Source organism: Rhizobium esperanzae, from assembly GCF_014197615.1.
GTDB lineage: Bacteria > Pseudomonadota > Alphaproteobacteria > Rhizobiales > Rhizobiaceae > Rhizobium > Rhizobium esperanzae_A.
The window spans coordinates 192,939-212,427 of the sequence record NZ_JACIFY010000010.1 but is presented as its reverse complement, the minus strand read 5'-3'; the positions used below and the strand labels follow the sequence as shown (position 1 = coordinate 212,427).

27 protein-coding genes are annotated in these 19,489 nt (G+C 60.0%); 1 reads left to right on the top strand and 26 read right to left on the bottom strand.

Features of this window, described 5'->3' with window-relative positions:
* Positions 1-16: 16 nt before the first annotated feature.
* The 25 genes from rplO to rpsL form a co-directional block, all read right to left on the bottom strand.
* Positions 17-493 (bottom strand): 50S ribosomal protein L15, encoded by a 477-nt coding sequence (gene rplO, locus GGD57_RS15610; RefSeq protein WP_097615810.1) that lies wholly within the window; start codon positions 491-493, stop codon positions 17-19.
* A gap of 16 nt (positions 494-509) precedes the next feature.
* Positions 510-719, bottom strand: coding sequence for a 50S ribosomal protein L30 (gene rpmD / locus GGD57_RS15605; protein ID WP_003547566.1), 210 nt, complete (start codon positions 717-719; stop codon positions 510-512).
* Between the two features lie 14 nt (positions 720-733).
* Positions 734-1,303 (bottom strand): 30S ribosomal protein S5, encoded by a 570-nt coding sequence (rpsE, locus tag GGD57_RS15600; protein WP_085736917.1) that lies wholly within the window; start codon positions 1,301-1,303, stop codon positions 734-736.
* 131 nt (positions 1,304-1,434) lie between these two features.
* Positions 1,435-1,797, bottom strand: coding sequence for a 50S ribosomal protein L18 (rplR, locus tag GGD57_RS15595; protein WP_097615811.1), 363 nt, complete (start codon positions 1,795-1,797; stop codon positions 1,435-1,437).
* Between the two features lie 12 nt (positions 1,798-1,809).
* Positions 1,810-2,343, bottom strand: a complete 534-nt coding sequence (gene rplF / locus GGD57_RS15590; protein ID WP_003578670.1) for a 50S ribosomal protein L6 — start codon at positions 2,341-2,343, stop codon at positions 1,810-1,812.
* 42 nt (positions 2,344-2,385) lie between these two features.
* A complete protein-coding gene (rpsH, locus tag GGD57_RS15585; RefSeq protein WP_003547562.1) occupies positions 2,386-2,784 on the bottom strand; it encodes a 30S ribosomal protein S8 in 399 nt (132 codons plus the stop codon).
* Positions 2,785-2,796: 12 nt separating this feature from the next.
* Positions 2,797-3,102: a 30S ribosomal protein S14 gene (rpsN, locus tag GGD57_RS15580; RefSeq protein ID WP_003573787.1), complete on the bottom strand. Its 306-nt coding sequence runs from the start codon at positions 3,100-3,102 to the stop codon at positions 2,797-2,799.
* Between the two features lie 32 nt (positions 3,103-3,134).
* Entirely contained in the window at positions 3,135-3,692 is a 558-nt protein-coding gene (rplE, locus tag GGD57_RS15575; RefSeq protein WP_003573788.1) for a 50S ribosomal protein L5, read from the bottom strand.
* Positions 3,685-3,993, bottom strand: coding sequence for a 50S ribosomal protein L24 (gene rplX, locus GGD57_RS15570; protein WP_003547559.1), 309 nt, complete (start codon positions 3,991-3,993; stop codon positions 3,685-3,687). The genes rplE and rplX overlap by 8 nt, the downstream gene beginning before the upstream one ends.
* An 11-nt stretch (positions 3,994-4,004) precedes the next feature.
* Complete coding sequence (gene rplN / locus GGD57_RS15565) at positions 4,005-4,373, bottom strand: 50S ribosomal protein L14 (protein WP_003573790.1); 369 nt, start codon at positions 4,371-4,373, stop codon at positions 4,005-4,007.
* Between the two features lie 260 nt (positions 4,374-4,633).
* A complete protein-coding gene (gene rpsQ / locus GGD57_RS15560) occupies positions 4,634-4,873 on the bottom strand; it encodes a 30S ribosomal protein S17 (protein WP_004674926.1) in 240 nt (79 codons plus the stop codon).
* Positions 4,874-4,885: 12 nt separating this feature from the next.
* Positions 4,886-5,086: a 50S ribosomal protein L29 gene (gene rpmC, locus GGD57_RS15555; RefSeq protein WP_184471129.1), complete on the bottom strand. Its 201-nt coding sequence runs from the start codon at positions 5,084-5,086 to the stop codon at positions 4,886-4,888.
* Between the two features lie 12 nt (positions 5,087-5,098).
* Entirely contained in the window at positions 5,099-5,512 is a 414-nt protein-coding gene (rplP, locus tag GGD57_RS15550) for a 50S ribosomal protein L16 (protein ID WP_003573792.1), read from the bottom strand.
* 38 nt (positions 5,513-5,550) lie between these two features.
* Positions 5,551-6,285, bottom strand: a complete 735-nt coding sequence (rpsC, locus tag GGD57_RS15545; RefSeq protein ID WP_003573793.1) for a 30S ribosomal protein S3 — start codon at positions 6,283-6,285, stop codon at positions 5,551-5,553.
* Complete coding sequence (rplV, locus tag GGD57_RS15540; RefSeq protein ID WP_003573794.1) at positions 6,285-6,674, bottom strand: 50S ribosomal protein L22; 390 nt, start codon at positions 6,672-6,674, stop codon at positions 6,285-6,287. Before rplV ends, rpsC begins: the two co-directional genes overlap by 1 nt.
* Positions 6,675-6,676: 2 nt before the next feature.
* Positions 6,677-6,955, bottom strand: a complete 279-nt coding sequence (gene rpsS, locus GGD57_RS15535; protein ID WP_003573797.1) for a 30S ribosomal protein S19 — start codon at positions 6,953-6,955, stop codon at positions 6,677-6,679.
* 15 nt (positions 6,956-6,970) lie between these two features.
* Entirely contained in the window at positions 6,971-7,807 is an 837-nt protein-coding gene (rplB, locus tag GGD57_RS15530; protein WP_010067087.1) for a 50S ribosomal protein L2, read from the bottom strand.
* A gap of 11 nt (positions 7,808-7,818) precedes the next feature.
* The gene (locus GGD57_RS15525; protein ID WP_003547550.1) at positions 7,819-8,112 is read right to left on the bottom strand and encodes a 50S ribosomal protein L23; all 294 of its coding nucleotides are present in this window, start codon (positions 8,110-8,112) and stop codon (positions 7,819-7,821) included.
* Positions 8,109-8,729, bottom strand: a complete 621-nt coding sequence (gene rplD, locus GGD57_RS15520) for a 50S ribosomal protein L4 (protein WP_085736914.1) — start codon at positions 8,727-8,729, stop codon at positions 8,109-8,111. The genes GGD57_RS15525 and rplD overlap by 4 nt, the downstream gene beginning before the upstream one ends.
* 13 nt (positions 8,730-8,742) lie before the next feature.
* The gene (gene rplC, locus GGD57_RS15515) at positions 8,743-9,384 is read right to left on the bottom strand and encodes a 50S ribosomal protein L3 (protein WP_003573801.1); all 642 of its coding nucleotides are present in this window, start codon (positions 9,382-9,384) and stop codon (positions 8,743-8,745) included.
* 33 nt (positions 9,385-9,417) lie between these two features.
* Positions 9,418-9,726, bottom strand: a complete 309-nt coding sequence (rpsJ, locus tag GGD57_RS15510) for a 30S ribosomal protein S10 (RefSeq protein ID WP_003547547.1) — start codon at positions 9,724-9,726, stop codon at positions 9,418-9,420.
* Between the two features lie 304 nt (positions 9,727-10,030).
* Positions 10,031-11,206, bottom strand: coding sequence for an elongation factor Tu (gene tuf, locus GGD57_RS15505; protein WP_010069472.1), 1,176 nt, complete (start codon positions 11,204-11,206; stop codon positions 10,031-10,033).
* Positions 11,207-11,274: 68 nt separating this feature from the next.
* Positions 11,275-13,374, bottom strand: coding sequence for an elongation factor G (gene fusA / locus GGD57_RS15500; protein ID WP_184471127.1), 2,100 nt, complete (start codon positions 13,372-13,374; stop codon positions 11,275-11,277).
* A 29-nt stretch (positions 13,375-13,403) separates the two neighbouring features.
* Positions 13,404-13,874 carry a 30S ribosomal protein S7 gene (gene rpsG / locus GGD57_RS15495; protein WP_085736912.1) on the bottom strand — a complete coding sequence of 157 codons (471 nt, stop codon included), beginning with the start codon at positions 13,872-13,874 and terminating at the stop codon, positions 13,404-13,406.
* Positions 13,875-13,951: 77 nt separating this feature from the next.
* Positions 13,952-14,323 carry a 30S ribosomal protein S12 gene (gene rpsL, locus GGD57_RS15490; protein WP_003547537.1) on the bottom strand — a complete coding sequence of 124 codons (372 nt, stop codon included), beginning with the start codon at positions 14,321-14,323 and terminating at the stop codon, positions 13,952-13,954.
* A gap of 497 nt (positions 14,324-14,820) precedes the next feature.
* Between rpsL and GGD57_RS15485 the strand changes: the two genes are divergently transcribed.
* Entirely contained in the window at positions 14,821-15,114 is a 294-nt protein-coding gene (locus GGD57_RS15485; RefSeq protein ID WP_028757598.1) for a hypothetical protein, read from the top strand.
* Between the two features lie 134 nt (positions 15,115-15,248).
* On the opposite strand, the gene rpoC is transcribed toward GGD57_RS15485, so the two are convergent.
* Positions 15,249-19,457 (bottom strand): DNA-directed RNA polymerase subunit beta', encoded by a 4,209-nt coding sequence (gene rpoC / locus GGD57_RS15480; RefSeq protein ID WP_184471125.1) that lies wholly within the window; start codon positions 19,455-19,457, stop codon positions 15,249-15,251.
* Positions 19,458-19,489 lie beyond the last annotated feature (32 nt).

Here is a 19,489-nt window from a genome sequence, read left to right as displayed (position 1 = left end):
ATATATCATCAGATTATTATTCGGCTGCAGCCGGAGCCGAAAGCAGCGTCACGGTGCCGCCGGCCTTTTCGATCTTTTCGACGGCAGGCTTGGAAGCGCCTGCAACGACGATGGTGATCTTGGTCTTGAGCTCGCCGTCGGCAAGAACGCGAACGCCGTCCTTCGGGCGGCGGATGACGCCGGCTGCCTTGAGAGCAGCTGCGTCAACGGTCGCCTTGGCGTCGAGCTTGCCGGCGTCGATTGCCGCCTGGATACGGGCGAGCGACACGACAACAAAATCGGAAGCGAAAATGTTGTTGAAGCCGCGCTTCGGCAGGCGACGATAGATCGGCATCTGGCCGCCTTCGAAGCCGTTGATGGCGACGCCCGAACGGGACTTCTGACCCTTCACGCCGCGACCGGCAGTCTTGCCCGAGCCCGAGCCGATACCGCGGCCGAGACGCTTGCGGCTGTGAGTCGAGCCTTCGTTGTCTTTAATTTCATTGAGTTTCATGAGCGTTTCCTCCGTCTCACTTCTCGTCGACGACGCGAACGAGATGCTGGACAGCACGGATCATGCCACGAACCGAAGGCGTATCCTCCAGCGTGCGGCGACGGTGCATCTTGTTCAGTCCGAGACCGATCAGCGTGCGCTGCTGAACATCCGGACGGCGAATCGGGCTGCCGATCTGTTCGATCGTGACAGTCTTCGCTTCAGCCTTCTTGGTAGCCTTGGCCATCTGTCAAACTCCTCTTATTCTTCAGAGGCGTTGCCGGAGGCGCTACGACGAGCCTGCAGCGTTGCATACTTGATGCCGCGCTGAGCTGCGATGTCCTTCGGGTGAACCTGGTGCTTGAGAGCGTCGAAGGTGGCGCGAACCATGTTGTAGGGGTTCGACGAACCGGTCGACTTGGCGACGACGTCATGCATGCCGAGCGTTTCGAATACGGCGCGCATCGGACCGCCGGCGATGATGCCGGTACCGACCTTGGCCGAGCGCAGCAGAACCTTGCCGGCGCCGTGGCGGCCATGAACGTCGTGATGCAGCGTACGGCCGTCACGCAGCGGTACGAAGATCAGTTCGCGCTTGGCGGCTTCGGTTGCCTTGCGGATGGCTTCCGGCACTTCGCGTGCCTTGCCATGGCCGAAGCCGACGCGGCCCTTCTGGTCGCCAACGACGACGAGTGCTGCGAAACCAAAACGACGGCCGCCCTTGACGACCTTGGCGACGCGGTTGATCGCGACCAGCTTGTCGACGAATTCGCTATCGCGCTCTTCACGGGCCTGGCGGTCTTCCCGCTGCGGCCTTCTTTCCTGTGCCATTGTCCTCTTCCTTTTTCTTTTCCGGGTGCAATCGGCAAACGAATGTGGACCGCATCAGCCTCCCCTTTCGGAGAGCGCCTGCGGTCCGGCGAAAATCCGGCCGGCGCCAAAAGCGTCCGGCCGGAAACTGATCAAAAGGTGAGACCGCCTTCGCGGGCTGCATCGGCGAGAGCCTTGATGCGGCCGTGATAGATGAAGGCGCCACGGTCGAATACGACTTCCGTAACACCGGCCTTGGAGGCGCGCTCGGCGACGAGCTTGCCGACAACGGCAGCGGCGGCGGTATCGGCACCGGTCTTCAGAGAACCGCGCAGATCCTTATCGAGGGTGGAGGCAGACGCGAGCGTCTTACCGGCCACATCGTCGATGACCTGGGCGTAGATGTTCTTCGAGGAGCGATGAACCGACAGGCGCGGACGGCCGTTGGCCACCGACTTGAGATGACGGCGCACGCGGTTGGCACGACGTGCAAGTGCTTCTTTCCTGCTAGCCATTTCGCGTGATCCTTACTTCTTCTTGCCTTCTTTGCGGACGATCCGCTCGTCAGCGTACTTGACGCCCTTGCCCTTGTAGGGCTCGGGACCGCGATATTCGCGGATTTCAGCGGCAACCTGACCGACCTGCTGCTTATTGATGCCGGAGACAACAATTTCAGTCGGCTTCGGAACGGCGATCGTGATGCCGACCGGCGGCTCATAGATCACGTCATGGCTGAAACCGAGAGCCAGCTGCAGGTTCTTGCCCTGCAGCGAGGCGCGGTAACCGACGCCGTTGATTTCAAGCTTGCGCTCGAAGCCGTCCTTGACGCCCTTGAAGATGCCTTCGATCATCGTGCGGGACATGCCCCACTTCGAACGTGCATCCTTGGTCTGGTTGACGGGCGTCACGACGACCGCGTTGTTTTCGAGCTTGAGGCTGATTTCGTCGTTTGCGACGAAAAACAGCTCGCCCTTCGGGCCCTTTGCAGTCACCTTCTGGCCATCGACCGTAGCCGTGATCCCAGCAGGCACCTGAACGGGCTTTTTACCGATACGAGACATGTTTCAATCCTGTCTGTTCGCTATGGAGATCCTTGCTCGATCTTAGAAGACCGAGCAAAGAACCTCGCCACCAACGTTCTGTTCGCGAGCCTGGTGATCGGCCATCACACCCTTCGGAGTCGAAAGGATGGTGATGCCGAGGCCGTTCGCGACCTGCGGAATGGACTTGACCGAGACATAAACCCGGCGGCCCGGCTTGGACACACGGCCGATCTCGCGGATCACCGATGCGCCTTCATAATATTTCAGCTCGATGCTGAGTTCCGACTTGCCATTGCCGAAATCGACAACGGAGTAGCCACGGATGTAGCCTTCGGACTGCAGGACATCGAGAACACGTGCACGGAGCTTGGACGCAGGCGTCGAGACCGACGACTTGCGGCGGGAAGCGCCGTTACGGATACGGGTGAGCATATCGCCCAACGGATCAGTCATTGTCATGTAACCTGCTCCTTACCAGCTCGACTTGACGATACCCGGCACCTTGCCGAGATTGCCCAGTTCACGCAGCGCAATACGCGACATGCGCAGTTTGCGGTAATATGCGCGCGGACGCCCCGAAACTTCGCAACGGTTGCGAATACGGGTCTTCGATCCATCACGCGGCAGGGATGCCAGCTTGATCGAGGCCTTGAACCGCTCTTCGATCGGAAGAGCCTGGTTCATGATGATCGCCTTCAACGCAGCCCGCTTCGCGGCCTGGTTTGCGACCGTAGTACGGCGGCGCTTGTTCTTTTCAACTGCGCTTGTCTTCGCCATGTCAGGTTCCTTTTCTACGCTCGTCGTTACGGTTATTGACGGAACGGGAAGCTGAACTCTTTCAGAAGAGCCCGTGCTTCGTCGTCGGTCGTCGCCGTCGTGCAAACGATGATGTCCATGCCCCACATCTGATCAACCTTGTCGTAGTTGATCTCAGGGAACACAATGTGCTCCTTGATGCCCATGGCAAAGTTGCCACGGCCGTCAAAGCTCTTCGGGTTCAGGCCGCGGAAGTCGCGAACGCGCGGCAGCGCGATGTTCACGAGACGGTCCAGGAACTCGTACATGCGGGCGCCGCGCAGGGTAACCTTCGCGCCGATCGGCATCTGTTCGCGGACCTTGAAGCCTGCGATGGAGTTGCGTGCACGGGTGATGACCGGCTTCTGGCCGGCGATCGCTGCGAGGTCGGCGGCAGCAACCGTCGGCTTCTTCGAATCAGCGGTGGCTTCGCCAACACCCATGTTGATCACGATCTTGTCGAGCTTCGGGATCATCATCTCGTTGGCGTAGGAGAACTGCTCCTGCATCGCCTTGCGGATGCGCTCGACATATTCCTTCTTGAGCCGCGGCTCGTATTTTGCCTCAGCCATCGATCACTTCTCCAGAACGCTTGGCCACACGGACCTTCTTGCCGTCAACAACCTTGAAACCGACGCGGGTCGGCTTGCCGTCCTTGTCGATGATTGCAACGTTGGACAGGTGAACCGGGGCTTCCTTGTTGATGATGCCGGCTTCCTGAGTCTGCGTCTGGCGCTGATGGCGCTTGACGACGTTGACGCCACGAACAACGGCACGATCTTCCTTCGGCATGACCTGGACAACTTCGCCGGTACGGCCCTTGTCCTTGCCGGCGAGCATGACGACCTTGTCGCCCTTACGAATCTTCTGCATCGCTTCGCTCCTTACAGTACTTCGGGAGCCAGCGAGATGATCTTCATGTGGTTCTTGGCGCGAAGTTCGCGCGGAACCGGTCCGAAGATACGGGTGCCGATCGGCTCTTTCTTGTTGTCGATGAGGACTGCTGCGTTGGTGTCGAAGCGGATGACGGAGCCATCCGGACGACGGATGTCCTTGGCGGTGCGAACGACAACCGCCTTCATCACGTCACCCTTCTTCACACGGCCGCGCGGGATCGCTTCCTTGATCGAAACGACAATGACGTCGCCGATCGAGGCATACTTGCGCTTCGAGCCGCCCAGCACCTTGATGCACATGACACGACGTGCGCCGGAATTATCCGCGACGTCGAGGTTTGTTTGCATCTGAATCATATCAGGTCGCCTTCTTGGTTTACCGGAATGGTTGGGCTAGCCCCCTACTCCGGCTTATGAAAATTTTCGCCGGCCGAACTGCCATGACGGCAACACAGACGCGGCAATAGCTGAATAGCGCGGGATCGATCGTGCCAGGGTGGTTTCCCGAACGGGACCTTCCGTGCGCTCAAAGCAAAAGAACGCCCGGCATTCGAGCGTTCTGACGCTGCTTCATACAGATATTTCGGCGAGACGCAAGGCCTCGCGCAAAATTCTGTTTACTTGCCCTGGGCGGCAATGACCGTCCAGCGCTTGTCCTTGGAGATCGGCGCGCATTCCTCGATGGATACGGTATCGCCAATCTTGTACTGGTTGTTTTCGTCGTGGGCCTTGTACTTCTTGGAACGACGAACGGTCTTCTGGAGCAGCGGGTGAGCGAAACGACGCTCAACGCGAACCACTACCGTCTTCTCGTTCTTGTCGCCAACGACGACGCCCTGCAGGATGCGCTTCGGCATATTTTTCTTCCTTTAGGCCTTAACTGCTGCCGCCTTCTGGCGGGCAATGGTTTTCACGCGGGCGATGTCCTTGCGGACTTCGTTGATGCGCGAGGACTTTTCGAGCTGGCCGGTCGCCTTCTGGAAGCGCAGGTTGAACTGCTCCTTCTTCAGGTCGGCAAGCTTGTCCTTGAGCTGGTCGGCCGTGAGGCCGCGTACTTCTTCGGCTTTCATCGTGCCTTCTCCTTACTCTGCGATGCGCTGTACAAAGCGCGTCTTGACCGAGAGCTTGGCCGAGCCGAGGCGAAGCGCTTCGCGCGCGATTTCCTCGGAGACACCGTCGATCTCGAACATCATACGACCGGGCTTGACCTTGCATGCCCAGTATTCCACGGAACCCTTACCCTTACCCATACGGACTTCGGTAGGCTTTGCGGTTACCGGAACGTCCGGGAACACGCGGATCCAAACACGGCCGGCGCGCTTCATGTAACGCGTGATCGCGCGGCGTGCCGCTTCGATCTCGCGCGCGTTGACGCGGTTCGGCTCCTGGGCCTTCAGGCCGAATTCACCGAAGGCAAGGTCGGAACCGCCCTTGGCAACGCCCTTGATGCGGCCCTTGAACTGCTTGCGGTACTTAGTACGCTTTGGCTGCAACATTTTCTTACTTCTCCGAGCTTATCTTTCGCCAGCGCTAATTACGCGTTGTCGCGTTCGCGGCGACGATCGCCACGGTCGCGTTCGCGGCTTGCCGGGCCCTGTGCGTCGCCTTCCAGCGCGCGGCGTTCGGAAGCCATCGGATCGTGCTCAAGGATTTCGCCCTTGAAGATCCAGACCTTGATGCCGCAGATACCGAATGCGGTTTCTGCTTCGGCCGTGCCGTAGTCGATGTCGGCGCGCAGCGTGTGCAGCGGCACACGACCTTCGCGGTACCATTCCGTACGGGCGATTTCAGCGCCGCCGAGACGGCCTGCGCAGGTGATCTTGATGCCTTCGGCGCCAAGACGCATCGCGGACTGAACGGCGCGCTTCATGGCGCGGCGGAAAGCCACGCGGCGCTCGAGCTGCTGGGCGATCGACTGAGCGACCAGCGTTGCGTCGACTTCGGGCTTGCGCACTTCGACGATGTTGAGGTGCGTTTCCGAGTTGGTCATATCAGACAGCTTCTTGCGGAGCTTGTCGATGTCTGCGCCCTTGCGGCCGATGATCAGGCCCGGACGTGCAGAGTGGATCGTGACGCGGCACTTCTTGTGCGGACGCTCGATGACCACCTTGGAGATCCCGGCCTGCTTCAGTTCGCTCATGACGAACTTGCGCATCTTCAGGTCTTCGTGCAGCAGCTGGCCGTACTCGGCATTGTCCGCAAACCAGCGGCTATCCCAGGTACGGTTGATGCCAAGACGGAAACCGATTGGATTGATTTTCTGACCCATTATGCGGCCTCCTCTACTGCCTGCACTTCACGGACGACGATCGTCAGGTGCGCGAAGGGCTTTTCGATGCGCGACGCGCGACCGCGGCCACGAGCGTGGAAACGCTTCATGACGATCGACTTGCCGACATAGGCCTCGGCGACGACAAGAGCGTCGACGTCGAGATCGTGGTTGTTCTCGGCGTTGGCGATCGCAGATTCGAGCGTCTTCTTGACGGCGCCTGCGATACGCTTGCGGGAGAACTCCAGCTCAGCGAGTGCACGCTCCACCTTCTTGCCGCGGATAGCCGCAGCAACCAGGTTGAGCTTCTGGGGGCTGACGCGGAGCGTGCGGGCGACTGCTTGCGCCTCGTTGTCCTTCAGCCGGCGTTCGGCTTTTGCCTTGCCCATTGTTACTTCCTCTTCGCCTTCTTGTCCGCGCCGTGACCGTAGTAGGTGCGGGTCGGAGAGAACTCACCGAATTTGTGACCGACCATGTCTTCATTGACGCTGACCGGGATATGCTTGCTGCCGTTGTAGACGCCGAAGGTAAGACCGACGAACTGCGGCAGGATCGTGGAGCGACGGCTCCAGATCTTGATCACTTCTGCACGTCCGCCTTCACGAACCTTCTCAGCCTTCTTGAGAAGATAGCCGTCAACGAACGGACCTTTCCATACTGAACGAGCCATTGGAGACTTCCTCTCTTACTTCTTACGCTGATGACGCGAGCGCATGATCATCTTGTCGGTCGACTTGTTCGACCGGGTGCGCTTGCCCTTGGTCGGCTTGCCCCATGGTGTCACCGGATGGCGACCACCGGAGGTGCGGCCTTCACCACCGCCGTGCGGATGGTCGACCGGGTTCATGACGACACCGCGGTTGTGCGGACGCTTGCCGCGCCAAACGGTACGACCGGCCTTGCCGTCGTTGATGTTGGCGTGATCAGGGTTGGAGACGGCGCCGATCGAAGCAAGGCAGGAGCCATGCACGAGACGCTGTTCACCGGAGTTCAGGCGAAGGATCGCCATGCCCTGGTCGCGGCCGACGAGCTGTGCGTAGCCACCGGCGGAGCGAGCGATCTGACCACCCTTGCCCGGCTTCATTTCCACATTGTGGATGATGGAGCCGACCGGGATGAACTGCAGCGGCATGGTGTTGCCGGGCTTGACGTCGACAGCCTTCTCGGAAGCGATGACCTTGTCACCGGCAGCGAGGCGCTGAGGAGCGAGGATGTAAGCCTTCTCGCCGTCAGCATAGCTCACCAGCGCGATGAACGCCGTGCGGTTCGGGTCGTATTCGATACGCTCGACCGTGCCTTCGACGTCGAACTTGCGACGCTTGAAGTCGATCAGACGATAGGTGCGCTTGTGACCGCCGCCGATGAAGCGGGCGGTGATGCGGCCGAGGTTGTTACGACCGCCGCTCTTGGTCAGGCCTTCCGTCAGCGCCTTGACCGGCTTGCCCTTGTAGAGGGCCGAACGGTCGACGATGACCAGCTGGCGCTGGCTCGGGGTGATCGGATTGAATGTTTTCAATGCCATTTTCTTATACCTCAGAGACCGGTGGAGACGTCGATCGTCTGGCCTTCAGCCAGGGTCACAACAGCCTTCTTCACGTCCTTCTGCTTGCCGACGAAACCGCGGAACCGCTTGGTCTTGCCCTTGCGCAGCAGAGTGTTGACAGCCGTGACCTTGACGCCGAACAGCGCCTCGACAGCAGCCTTGATTTCCGGCTTCGTCGCCTGCTTGGCGACATTGAAAACAACCTGGTTGTTTTCGGAGACCAGCGTGGACTTTTCGGTGATCGCCGGAGAGACGATCACATCGTAGTGGCGAAGATCGGTCACTTGAATCGCTCCTCTAGCGCTTCAACCGCAGCCTTGGAAAGCACGAGCTTGCCGCGGCGCACGATGTCGTAAACGTTGATGCCCTGGATCGGCAGAACATCGATGTTCGGGATGTTCTGAGCTGCGAGCTTGAAGTTGCCATCAAGTTCTGCGCCGCCGATGAAGAGGGCGTTGGTCAGGCCGAGCGTCTCGAAAGCGGACGCGAGAGCCTTGGTCTTGGCTTCAGCAGCAACCAGGTTGTCGATGACGATGACGTCATCGGCCTTGATCTTGGCCGAAAGGGCGTGGCGAAGGCCGAGGGCGCGAACCTTCTTCGGAAGGTCGTGCTCATGGCTGCGAACGACCGGGCCGTGAGCCTTGCCGCCGCCGCGGAACTGCGGAGCGCGAGCCGAATGGTGGCGGGCGCGGCCCGTACCCTTCTGCTTGTACATCTTGGCGCCGGTGCGCGAAACTTCAGCGCGGCCCTTTGCCTTGTGGGTGCCCTGCTGCTTCTTGGCAAGCTGCCAGCGGATGACGCGGGCGAGAATGTCTTCGCGGGGCTCGAGGCCGAAAATCGCATCAGAAAGAGAAACCTTCCCTGCGTCTTTTCCCTCGAGGGTCTTGACGTTGAATTCCATTGGTCCGGCTCCCTTACTTCGCTGCCGACTTGACGGCATCGCGCACGATGATCCAGGCACCCTTGGAACCGGGTACTGCACCCTTGATCAGGATCAGACCGCGATCTTCATCGGTCGAAACCACTTCCAGGTTCTGAGTCGTTACGCGCGTCTGGCCCATGTGACCAGCCATCTTCTTGTTCTTGAAAACCTTGCCCGGATCCTGGCGCGAGCCGGTCGAACCGTGCGAACGGTGCGAAACCGACACACCGTGCGTGGCGCGGAGACCGCCGAAACCATGGCGCTTCATGGCGCCGGCAAAACCCTTACCGATTGTCGTGCCCGTCACGTCGACGAGCTGACCGGCTGCAAAGTGACCGGCCTTAAGCTCAGTCCCGATCTCCAGAAGATTGTCTTCGGAGACACGGAATTCCTGAAGCTTCGCCTTCGGCTCGACGTTGGCGACAGCAAAGTTGCCGCGCATCGCCTTCGACGTGTTCTTCACCTTCGCCTGGCCGGCACCGAGCTGAACTGCGGTATAGCCATTCTTTTCGACAGTACGCGTGGCAACGACCTGGACGGCCTCCATGCGCAATACCGTTACCGGGACATGCTCGCCGGCGTCGTTATAGACGCGGGTCATTCCCACCTTCTGTGCAATCACACCTGAACGCATCGGTTCAATCCTTCCAACTCAGCTCGAGCAAGCTCAGAGCTTGATCTCAACATCGACACCGGCGGCGAGATCGAGCTTCATCAGCGCGTCCACCGTCTGCGGGGTCGGGTCTACGATGTCGAGAAGGCGCTTATGCGTGCGCATCTCGAACTGTTCGCGGCTCTTCTTGTCGATGTGCGGGGACCGGTTGACCGTAAACTTCTCGATGCGGGTCGGAAGCGGAACGGGGCCCCGGACGCTTGCACCGGTGCGCTTCGCCGTCGACACGATCTCGCGCGTAGAAGCATCGAGAATCCGGTGATCGAACGCCTTCAGGCGAATGCGGATATTTTGGCCGTTCATTCGACGTTATCCTTGTGTTTGTTTTCCACGTATCTCTGGACAAGACACGGGTTGTTCTTTCTTCCTAAGGCGGACCACCGGTTTCAAAGATCGAGAGGGCGCCGATAGCGGAACCCTATCCAGTCTTCAGGGCCTTCTAGCCCACCTTATTGCTTGTTTACTCGCCGCTTTGTCACCCAAAGCAGTGCGCAAATCGCGCTCGCGCGCCATTTGCTACATTTCTGTGTAATAAGCAAGCGGCTTGCGCCGCCTGCATCATAATAATGTCATCGAATCGGCCGCCCCACCGGAGCGGCCGAATGAATTACTCGACGATCGAAGCCACGATACCGGCGCCGACGGTGCGGCCGCCTTCGCGGATGGCGAAGCGCAGCTTTTCTTCCATCGCGATCGGAACGATCAGCTCGACGGCAACCGTGACGTTGTCGCCAGGCATAACCATCTCCGTGCCTTCCGGCAGCGTCACGATGCCCGTCACGTCGGTCGTGCGGAAGTAGAACTGCGGACGGTAGTTGGTGAAGAACGGCGTATGACGGCCACCCTCTTCCTTCGTCAGGATGTAGGCTTCAGCCATGAACTTCTTGTGCGGCTTGACAGAGCCCGGCTTGCACAGGATCTGGCCACGCTCGACGCCGTCACGGTTCACACCGCGAACCAGTGCGCCGATGTTGTCGCCGGCCTGGCCCTGATCGAGCAGCTTGCGGAACATTTCAACGCCGGTCACCGTCGTCTTCGAGGTCGCGCGGATGCCAACGATCTCGACTTCTTCGCCAACCTTGACAATGCCACGCTCGACGCGGCCGGTCACAACCGTACCACGGCCGGAGATCGAGAACACGTCTTCGATCGGCATCAGGAACGGCTGATCGATCGGGCGCTCAGGCGTCGGGATGTAGGAGTCAACCGCTGCCATCAGCTCGCGGATCGCGTCTTCGCCGATCTTCTTGTCAGAATCTTCAAGAGCAGCAAGCGCCGAACCCTTGACGACCGGGATATCGTCGCCCGGGAAGTCGTAGGACGACAGAAGTTCGCGAACTTCGAGCTCGACCAGTTCGAGAAGCTCGGCGTCGTCAACCTGGTCGACCTTGTTCAGGAACACCACGATCGCCGGAACGCCGACCTGGCGGGCCAGCAGGATGTGTTCGCGCGTCTGCGGCATCGGGCCGTCAGCAGCCGAGCAAACCAGGATCGCGCCGTCCATCTGGGCAGCACCGGTGATCATGTTCTTGACGTAGTCGGCGTGGCCGGGGCAGTCGACGTGCGCGTAGTGGCGGGCCGGCGTCTCATATTCGACGTGTGCCGTCGAAATGGTGATGCCACGGGCCTTTTCTTCCGGAGCCGCGTCGATCTGGTCGTACGCCTTGAACTCACCGAAGTACTTCGTGATCGCTGCCGTCAGAGACGTCTTGCCGTGGTCAACGTGGCCGATCGTGCCGATGTTGACGTGCGGCTTGTTGCGCTCAAACTTACTCTTTGCCATTTTCGGCTCTCCGTTTTGCTAGTCCCCGAGGGGAGCTAATTCTTGTTATCGGTCAATTGGTATTCCGGTCACTTCTGACCGGAATACTTTGCCTGGATTTCAGTTGCGACGTTCGACGGGACCGGCGAATAGTGATCGAAGGTCATCGTGTACTGGGCGCGGCCCTGGGACATGGAGCGCAGGTTGTCGACGTACTTGAACATGTTCGCGAGCGGAACGTTCGCGTTGATGACAACGGCGATACCACGGCTTTCCTGGCCCTGGATCTGACCACGACGGGAGTTCAGGTCGCCGATGACGTCGCCGACATAATCTTCCGGGGTCACGACTTCGACCTTCATCATCGGCTCGAGCAGCTGAGCGCCGGCCTTCTTGGCTGCTTCACGGAAGCAGGCACGCGAGGCGATTTCGAAGGCGAGAACCGAGGAGTCGACATCGTGGAAGGCACCGTCGATGAGGGTCGCCTTGACGCCGAGCATCGGGAAGCCCGCGAGCGGACCCGAAGACAGAACGCTTTCGATGCCCTTCTGGACGCCGGGGACGTATTCCTTCGGAACAGCACCGCCGACGATCTTGGACTCGAACTTGAATTCGTCGCCATCCGGGTTCGGTTCGAAGACGATCTTGACGCGCGCGAACTGGCCGGTACCACCGGACTGCTTCTTGTGCGTGTAGTCTTCTTCGTGCTGGCGCGTGATGGTTTCGCGGTAGGCAACCTGCGGCGCGCCGACGGTTGCTTCGACCTTGAATTCACGACGCATGCGGTCGACGATGATGTCGAGATGCAGTTCGCCCATGCCGGCGATGATCGTCTGGCCGGATTCCTGGTCGGTCTTGACGCGGAAGGACGGATCTTCTGCAGCCAGGCGGTTGAGCGCGAGACCCATCTTTTCCTGGTCGCCCTTGGTTTTCGGCTCGATGGCGATCTGGATGACCGGCTCGGGGAATTCCATGCGCTCGAGGATAACCGGCTTCAGCGGATCGCAGAGCGTGTCGCCCGTCGTGGTTTCCTTGAGGCCGGCGAGAGCGACGATGTCGCCTGCGAAGGCTTCTTCGATGTCTTCACGCGAGTTGGAGTGCATCTGCAGCATGCGGCCGACGCGCTCGCGCTTGTCCTTGACCGTGTTCATGACCGATGCGCCCTTTTCGAGCTTGCCGGAGTAGATACGGGCGAAGGTCAGCGAACCGACGAAGGGGTCGTTCATGATCTTGAAAGCGAGCATGGACAGCGGCTCGTTGTCATCGGCATGACGCTCGATGTCGGCTTCCGTCTTGAAGTCGATGCCCTTGATCGCCGGGATGTCCATCGGAGACGGCAAGTAGTCGACAACGGCGTCGAGCAGCGGCTGTACGCCCTTGTTCTTGAAGGCGGTGCCGCAGAACATCGGGTGGAACTTGACGTCGATCGTGCCGCGGCGAACGAGCTCGCGGATCTTGTCGTTGTCGGGCAGAACACCTTCGAGATAGGCTTCCATCGCGGCTTCGTCGATGTCGACGACCGTTTCGATCAGCTTTTCGCGATATTCTTCGGCCTTGGCCTTCATGTCCTCGGGGATCTCGACGACATCCCACTGGGCACCGAGCGATTCGTCGCGCCAGATGAGAGCATTCATCTCGATCAGATCGATGACGCCCTTGAAGTCGCTTTCAGCGCCGATCGGCAGCTGCATGACGACAGCCGTTGCGCCGAGACGGGTCTTGATCATCTCGACGGAGCGGTAGAAGTCAGCGCCGGTCTTGTCCATCTTGTTGCAGAAGATCATCCGCGGGACATTGTACTTCTCGGCCTGGCGCCAGACGGTTTCCGTCTGCGGCTCGACACCGGCGTTGGCGTCGAGCAGCGCGATGGCGCCGTCGAGAACACGCAGCGAACGCTCGACTTCGATGGTGAAGTCGACGTGGCCGGGGGTGTCGATGATGTTGAAGCGGCGCATCTTGCCGTCACGGCCCTTCCAGAAGGTCGTGGTGGCAGCAGAGGTGATCGTGATGCCACGCTCCTGCTCCTGCTCCATCCAGTCCATGGTGGCTGCGCCGTCGTGGACTTCGCCGATCTTGTGCGACTTGCCGGTGTAGTAAAGAATACGCTCGGTGGTCGTGGTCTTGCCGGCGTCGATGTGCGCCATGATACCGAAATTACGGTAGTCTTCGATCTTATATTCGCGAGCCATTGTGGACTGCCTTTCGATACCGTTCGGAATTACCAGCGATAGTGCGAGAACGCACGGTTGGCATCAGCCATCTTGTGCGTGTCTTCGCGCTTCTTGACGGCGGAGCCGCGGTTGTTGGACGCATCGAGCAGTTCACCGGACAGGCGATCGATCATGGTGGTTTCATTGCGCTTACGGGCGGCGGCGATCAGCCAGCGAATGGCGAGAGCCTGGCGGCGCTCCGGACGAACGTCGACCGGCACCTGATAGGTCGCACCACCGACGCGGCGCGAGCGGACTTCAACGTGCGGGGCGATGTTGTCGAGCGCGGAATGGAAAACCGTCAACGGCTCCTGCTTGGACTTGCCCTGGACGACGTCGAACGCGCCATAGACAATGCTTTCAGCAACGGACTTCTTGCCGTCGAGCATGATGGCATTCATGAACTTGGTGACGATGAGATCGCCGAACTTCGGATCCGGATTGATCTCGCGCTTTTCTGCTTTATGACGTCTGGACATAGTTTTCGTCTCTTCAACCGTTAAGGCGCTTCATCACGCGGAGGACCTCGCGCAGCGCCGAATTATTCAAAACCGAATTACTTCGGACGCTTCGCGCCATACTTGGAGCGTCGCTGCTTGCGGTTCTTGACACCCTGGGTATCGAGAACGCCGCGGATGATGTGATAACGGACGCCCGGAAGGTCCTTGACGCGGCCGCCACGGATCATGACGACGGAGTGTTCCTGAAGGTTGTGACCTTCGCCGGGGATGTAACCAATGACTTCGAAGCCGTTGGTCAGGCGGATCTTGGCGACCTTACGCAGAGCCGAGTTCGGCTTCTTCGGCGTGGTCGTGTAAACGCGCGTGCAAACGCCGCGCTTCTGCGGGTTCTCCTGGAGTGCGGGAACCTTATTACGCTTTACGTTCGCCTGGCGTGGCTTGCGGATCAGCTGGTTTACGGTAGGCATTCAACCATCCCTTACGTTTATCTCAGTACCCTTGCGGGCTTGAACTCTCGCCGTCTCCGGCAGTGACGCATGCTTTCCGTCAATGCGCAAAATATGGCCCGATCCGCTTCCGCAGATGGACCACAAGGAGCAGAGGACGCATAAAATATGCGTCATGCGTGCAGCATCATGACTTCAACGTGCGTTTAGAACCTTGTTTGAGGTGAACTTCAGGGCGCGTCGCCCCGAAAAGCCAAGCCTCACATGGGATCTGATGGCCGGGGTACTACTGGTTTCCACCTGTCTCGTCAAGGCCGGTTAAGAAATAAACTCGCCGTATCGCCTTGATCTCAGGGCCTGACGCCCTGATTTCACCCTTCTAGACGAAATGGCGGCCGTGCGCCAAGATAAAAACTTGGGCATTGCGGTAAAAGCAGTTAAGGAATCAGCAATTACGGCGTACGGCCCTCACAGCAGGATTCGAGCGACCGAATCGTCAAAGAGCCGAAGGACAGGCGATGATTACGACACCTGACAACGACAACAATTTCGACGGGCCGATGATCTTCATCATCATCGGCAAGGGCTACGAGTCCGACGCCAGCGAGGGCATCGACCTGCACATCATGCTCAAGGCGCCCGACGACGACACGGCTGTACGCGAGGCGCTGAACGCGCTTGCCGAGGAGGGCTTCATCGAGGCCGATCTCGACCAGATCGGCATGCTGACCGAGGTGCCTGCCGAAGAGCCGCACGCCTCTGCCTATCAGGGCGCCGTCGACGGCGAGGTCGCGATCATCCGCTTCAACTGAAGGGAGCTGCCGGTCGCCAAAGCAGCATGGGCGAAAGCAACACCGCCCCTCCCCCAGCAATCAAAGCAGACCAAAAACAAAAACCGCCCGGATCGCTCCGGGCGGTTTTTCAATTCATCGGCGTCAGCCGCGGATTATTCCGCGGCCGGAGCCTTTTCGGCCATGTCCTGCAGCATCGGCGTGGCAACGGCAGCACCCGTGCCCTTGCGGCGCTCTTCGAGGATCAGCTCGTCGCGCGACGTGGCGATACGGCGGATCTGGGTCATGGTGCCGCCGGTGCCGGCCGGGATGAGGCGGCCGACGATGACGTTTTCCTTCAGACCCTGCAGGCCGTCGGTCTTGCCGGCGATCGCAGCTTCCGTCAGCACCTTGGTCGTTTCCTGGAAGGATGCGGCCGAGATGAAGGACGGGGTCTGCAGCGACGCCTTGGTGATGCCGAGCAGAACCGGATCGCCATAGGCAGGCTTCTTGCCCTGCTCGATCAGGTGATCGTTGACGTCCTCGAGCTCGATCCGGTCGACATTGTCGCCGACGATATAGGTCGAGTCGCCTGCATCGGTGATCTCCACCTTCTGCAGCATCTGACGGACAATCACCTCGATGTGCTTGTCGTTGATGACAACGCCCTGCAGGCGGTAGACTTCCTGGATCTCGTTGACGAGGTAGGAGGCCAGAGCCTCCACGCCCTTGATCGCCAGAATGTCGTGCGGAGCCGGGTTACCGTCGAGGATGTAGTCACCCTTTTCGATATAGTCGCCTTCCTGAAGGTGGAAGGGCTTGCCCTTCGGGATCAGGTATTCGACAGGCTCGACACCGTCTTCCGCCGGCTCGATGATGACGCGGCGCTTGTTCTTGTAGTCGCGGCCGAGACGGATCGTACCATCGATCTCTGCGATGATGGCGTGGTCCTTCGGACGGCGGGCTTCGAAGAGCTCGGCAACACGCGGCAGACCGCCGGTGATGTCCTTGGTCTTGGCGCTTTCCAGCGGCGAACGCGCAAGCACGTCACCTTGGGAGACCTTGGTGCCCGGCTCGACCGACAGGATCGCGTCGACCGAGAGCAGGAAGCGGGCGTCACCACCACGCGACAGCTTGGCGACATTGCCGCTGGCATCCTTGATGACGATCGCCGGCTTGAGGTCCGAACCGCGCGGGGTCGAACGCCAGTCGATGACCTGACGCTTGGTGATGCCGGTCGACTCGTCGGTCGCTTCCAGAACGGAGAGACCGTCGACCAGGTCTTCGAACTGCACGGTACCAGCCACTTCCGTCATCATCGGGCGGGTGTAAGGATCCCACTCCGCCAGACGCTGGCCGCGCTTGACCTTGTCGCCTTCGTCGACATGCAGCTTCGAACCGTAGGCCACACGCTGCGACGAACGCTCGACGCCACGCTCGTCCAGGATCTGGACGGTCATGTTGCGGCCCATGGCAACGAGGTTGCCATCGGAGTTGCGCAGGATGTTGCGGTTCTTGATCTGCACCGTACCTTCATACGAGGCTTCCAGGAACGACTGGTCGACCACGGTTGCCGTACCGCCAAGGTGGAAGGTACGCATGGTGAGCTGGGTGCCCGGCTCGCCGATCGACTGAGCGGCGATGACGCCGACGGCTTCGCCCATGTTGACAGGCGTACCACGGGCCAGGTCGCGGCCGTAGCAGACCGAGCAGACGCCCGTCTGGATTTCGCAGGTCAGCGCCGAGCGGATGCGGATCGACTGGATACCGGCCTTCTCGATCTCGATGACATCGGGCTCGAGGATCATCTTGCCGGCATCGACGAGGCGCTCACCCGTGACCGGATGATCGATATCGTCGAGCGCCGTGCGGCCGAGGATACGGGCGCCGAGCGAGGCAACCACCTGACCGGCATCGACGATGGCGGTCATGGTGAGGCCTGTTTCGGTGCCGCAATCGACGTGCGTGACGATGCAATCCTGCGCGACGTCGACGAGACGACGCGTGAGGTAACCGGAGTTGGCGGTCTTCAAGGCGGTGTCTGCCAGACCCTTGCGGGCGCCGTGCGTCGAGTTGAAGTACTCGTTGACGGTCAGGCCTTCCTTGAAGTTCGAGATGATCGGGGTCTCGATGATTTCACCCGACGGCTTGGCCATGAGGCCGCGCATGCCGCCCAGCTGACGCATCTGGTTCGGAGAACCGCGGGCGCCGGAATGCGACATCATATAGATGGCGTTCATCGGCTTTTGGCGGCCGGTGTTCGGATCGAACTCGACAGCCTTAATACGGGCCATCATGTCTTCAGCGACCTTCTCGGTTGCCTTGCCCCAGGCGTCAACGACCTTGTTGTACTTCTCGCCCTGAGTAATCAGGCCGTCGTTGTACTGCTGCTCGTATTCCTTGACCAGGTTTTCGGTGTCGCCAACGATCTTTGCCTTGGTTTCCGGAATGACCATGTCGTCCTTGCCGAACGAAATGCCGGCGCGGCAGGCATGGCTAAAGCCGAGCTGCATGATGCGGTCGCAGAAGATGACCGTGTCCTTCTGGCCGCAGTGACGGTAGACCGTGTCGATCATCTTGGAGATGTTCTTCTTGGTCATTTCCTGGTTGCAGATGTCGAATGGCACCTTGCCGTTCTTCGGCAGCAGTTCGCCGATGAGCAGACGGCCAGGCGTCGTCTCATAGATCTTCGAGTAGGGCTTGCCATCCTCGCCGATGGACTTGAAACGGCCGCGGATCTTGGTGTGCAGCGTCACGACCTTGCTTTCGAGCGCGTGATGCAACTCGCCGAGATCGGAGAAGGCCATGCCTTCGCCCGGCTCGTTCTGGTTCAGGATCGACAGGTAATAGAGGCCGAGAACCATGTCCTGCGAGGGAACGATGATCGGCGCGCCGTTGGCCGGATGCAGGATGTTGTTGGTCGACATCATCAGAACGCGGGCTTCGAGCTGGGCTTCGAGCGACAGCGGCACGTGAACGGCCATCTGGTCGCCGTCGAAGTCGGCGTTGAAGGCCGTGCAGACGAGCGGATGCAGCTGGATAGCCTTGCCCTCGACCAGGGTGGGTTCGAAGGCCTGGATGCCCAGGCGGTGCAGCGTCGGTGCGCGGTTCAACAGAACCGGATGCTCGCGGATGACCTCGTCGAGGATATCCCAGACTTCGGGCTTTTCCTTTTCGACCAGCTTCTTGGCCTGCTTGACGGTCGAGGAATAACCCTTGGCGTCGAGGCGCGCATAGATGAACGGCTTGAAGAGCTCGAGCGCCATCTTCTTCGGCAGGCCGCACTGGTGCAGCTTCAGTTCCGGACCGGTGACGATGACCGAGCGGCCGGAATAGTCGACGCGCTTGCCGAGCAGGTTCTGGCGGAAGCGGCCCTGCTTGCCCTTCAGCATGTCGGAGAGCGACTTCAGCGGACGCTTGTTGGCGCCGGTGATGACGCGACCGCGACGGCCGTTGTCGAACAGCGCGTCAACCGATTCCTGCAGCATGCGCTTTTCGTTGCGGATGATGATGCCAGGCGCACGAAGCTCGATCAGGCGCTTCAGACGATTGTTGCGGTTGATGACGCGGCGATAGAGATCGTTCAGGTCCGACGTCGCGAAACGGCCGCCGTCGAGCGGAACCAGCGGACGCAGGTCCGGCGGAATGACCGGGACGACCTTCATGATCATCCATTCCGGACGGTTGCCGGATTCCATGAAGTTCTCGACGATCTTCAGGCGCTTCATCAGCTTTTTCTGCTTGAGATCCGACGTGGTGTCGGCAAGCTCGGAGCGCAGGTCGCCGGCGATCTTTTCGAGATTCATCGAGGCCAGCATCTCGTAGATCGCCTCAGCGCCGATCATCGCGGTGAACTGGTCTTCGCCGTATTCGTCGACGGCAAGCATGTACTCTTCTTCCGAGAGGAGCTGATGCTCCTTCAGAGCGGTCAGGCCCGGCTCGGTGACGATGTAGTTTTCGAAGTAGAGAACGCGCTCGACATCCTTCAGCGTCATGTCGAGCAGCGTCGAGATGCGCGACGGCAGCGACTTCAGGAACCAGATATGGGCAACGGGAGCGGCGAGCTCGATATGGCCCATGCGCTCACGGCGAACGCGCGACAGCGTGACTTCGACGCCGCACTTTTCGCAGATGATGCCCTTGTACTTCATGCGCTTGTACTTGCCGCACAGGCATTCGTAGTCCTTGATCGGCCCGAAGATGCGCGCGCAGAACAGACCGTCGCGTTCCGGCTTGAACGTGCGGTAGTTGATGGTTTCCGGCTTCTTGATCTCACCGTAGGACCAGGAGAGGATCTTCTCCGGAGACGCGATCGAAATCCGAATGGAATCGAAATTCTGTGCAGGCACCTGCGGATTGAAAAGATTCATGACCTCTTGGTTCATGCCTGTCTCCTTCATGGGCTAAAGCGCCCTCA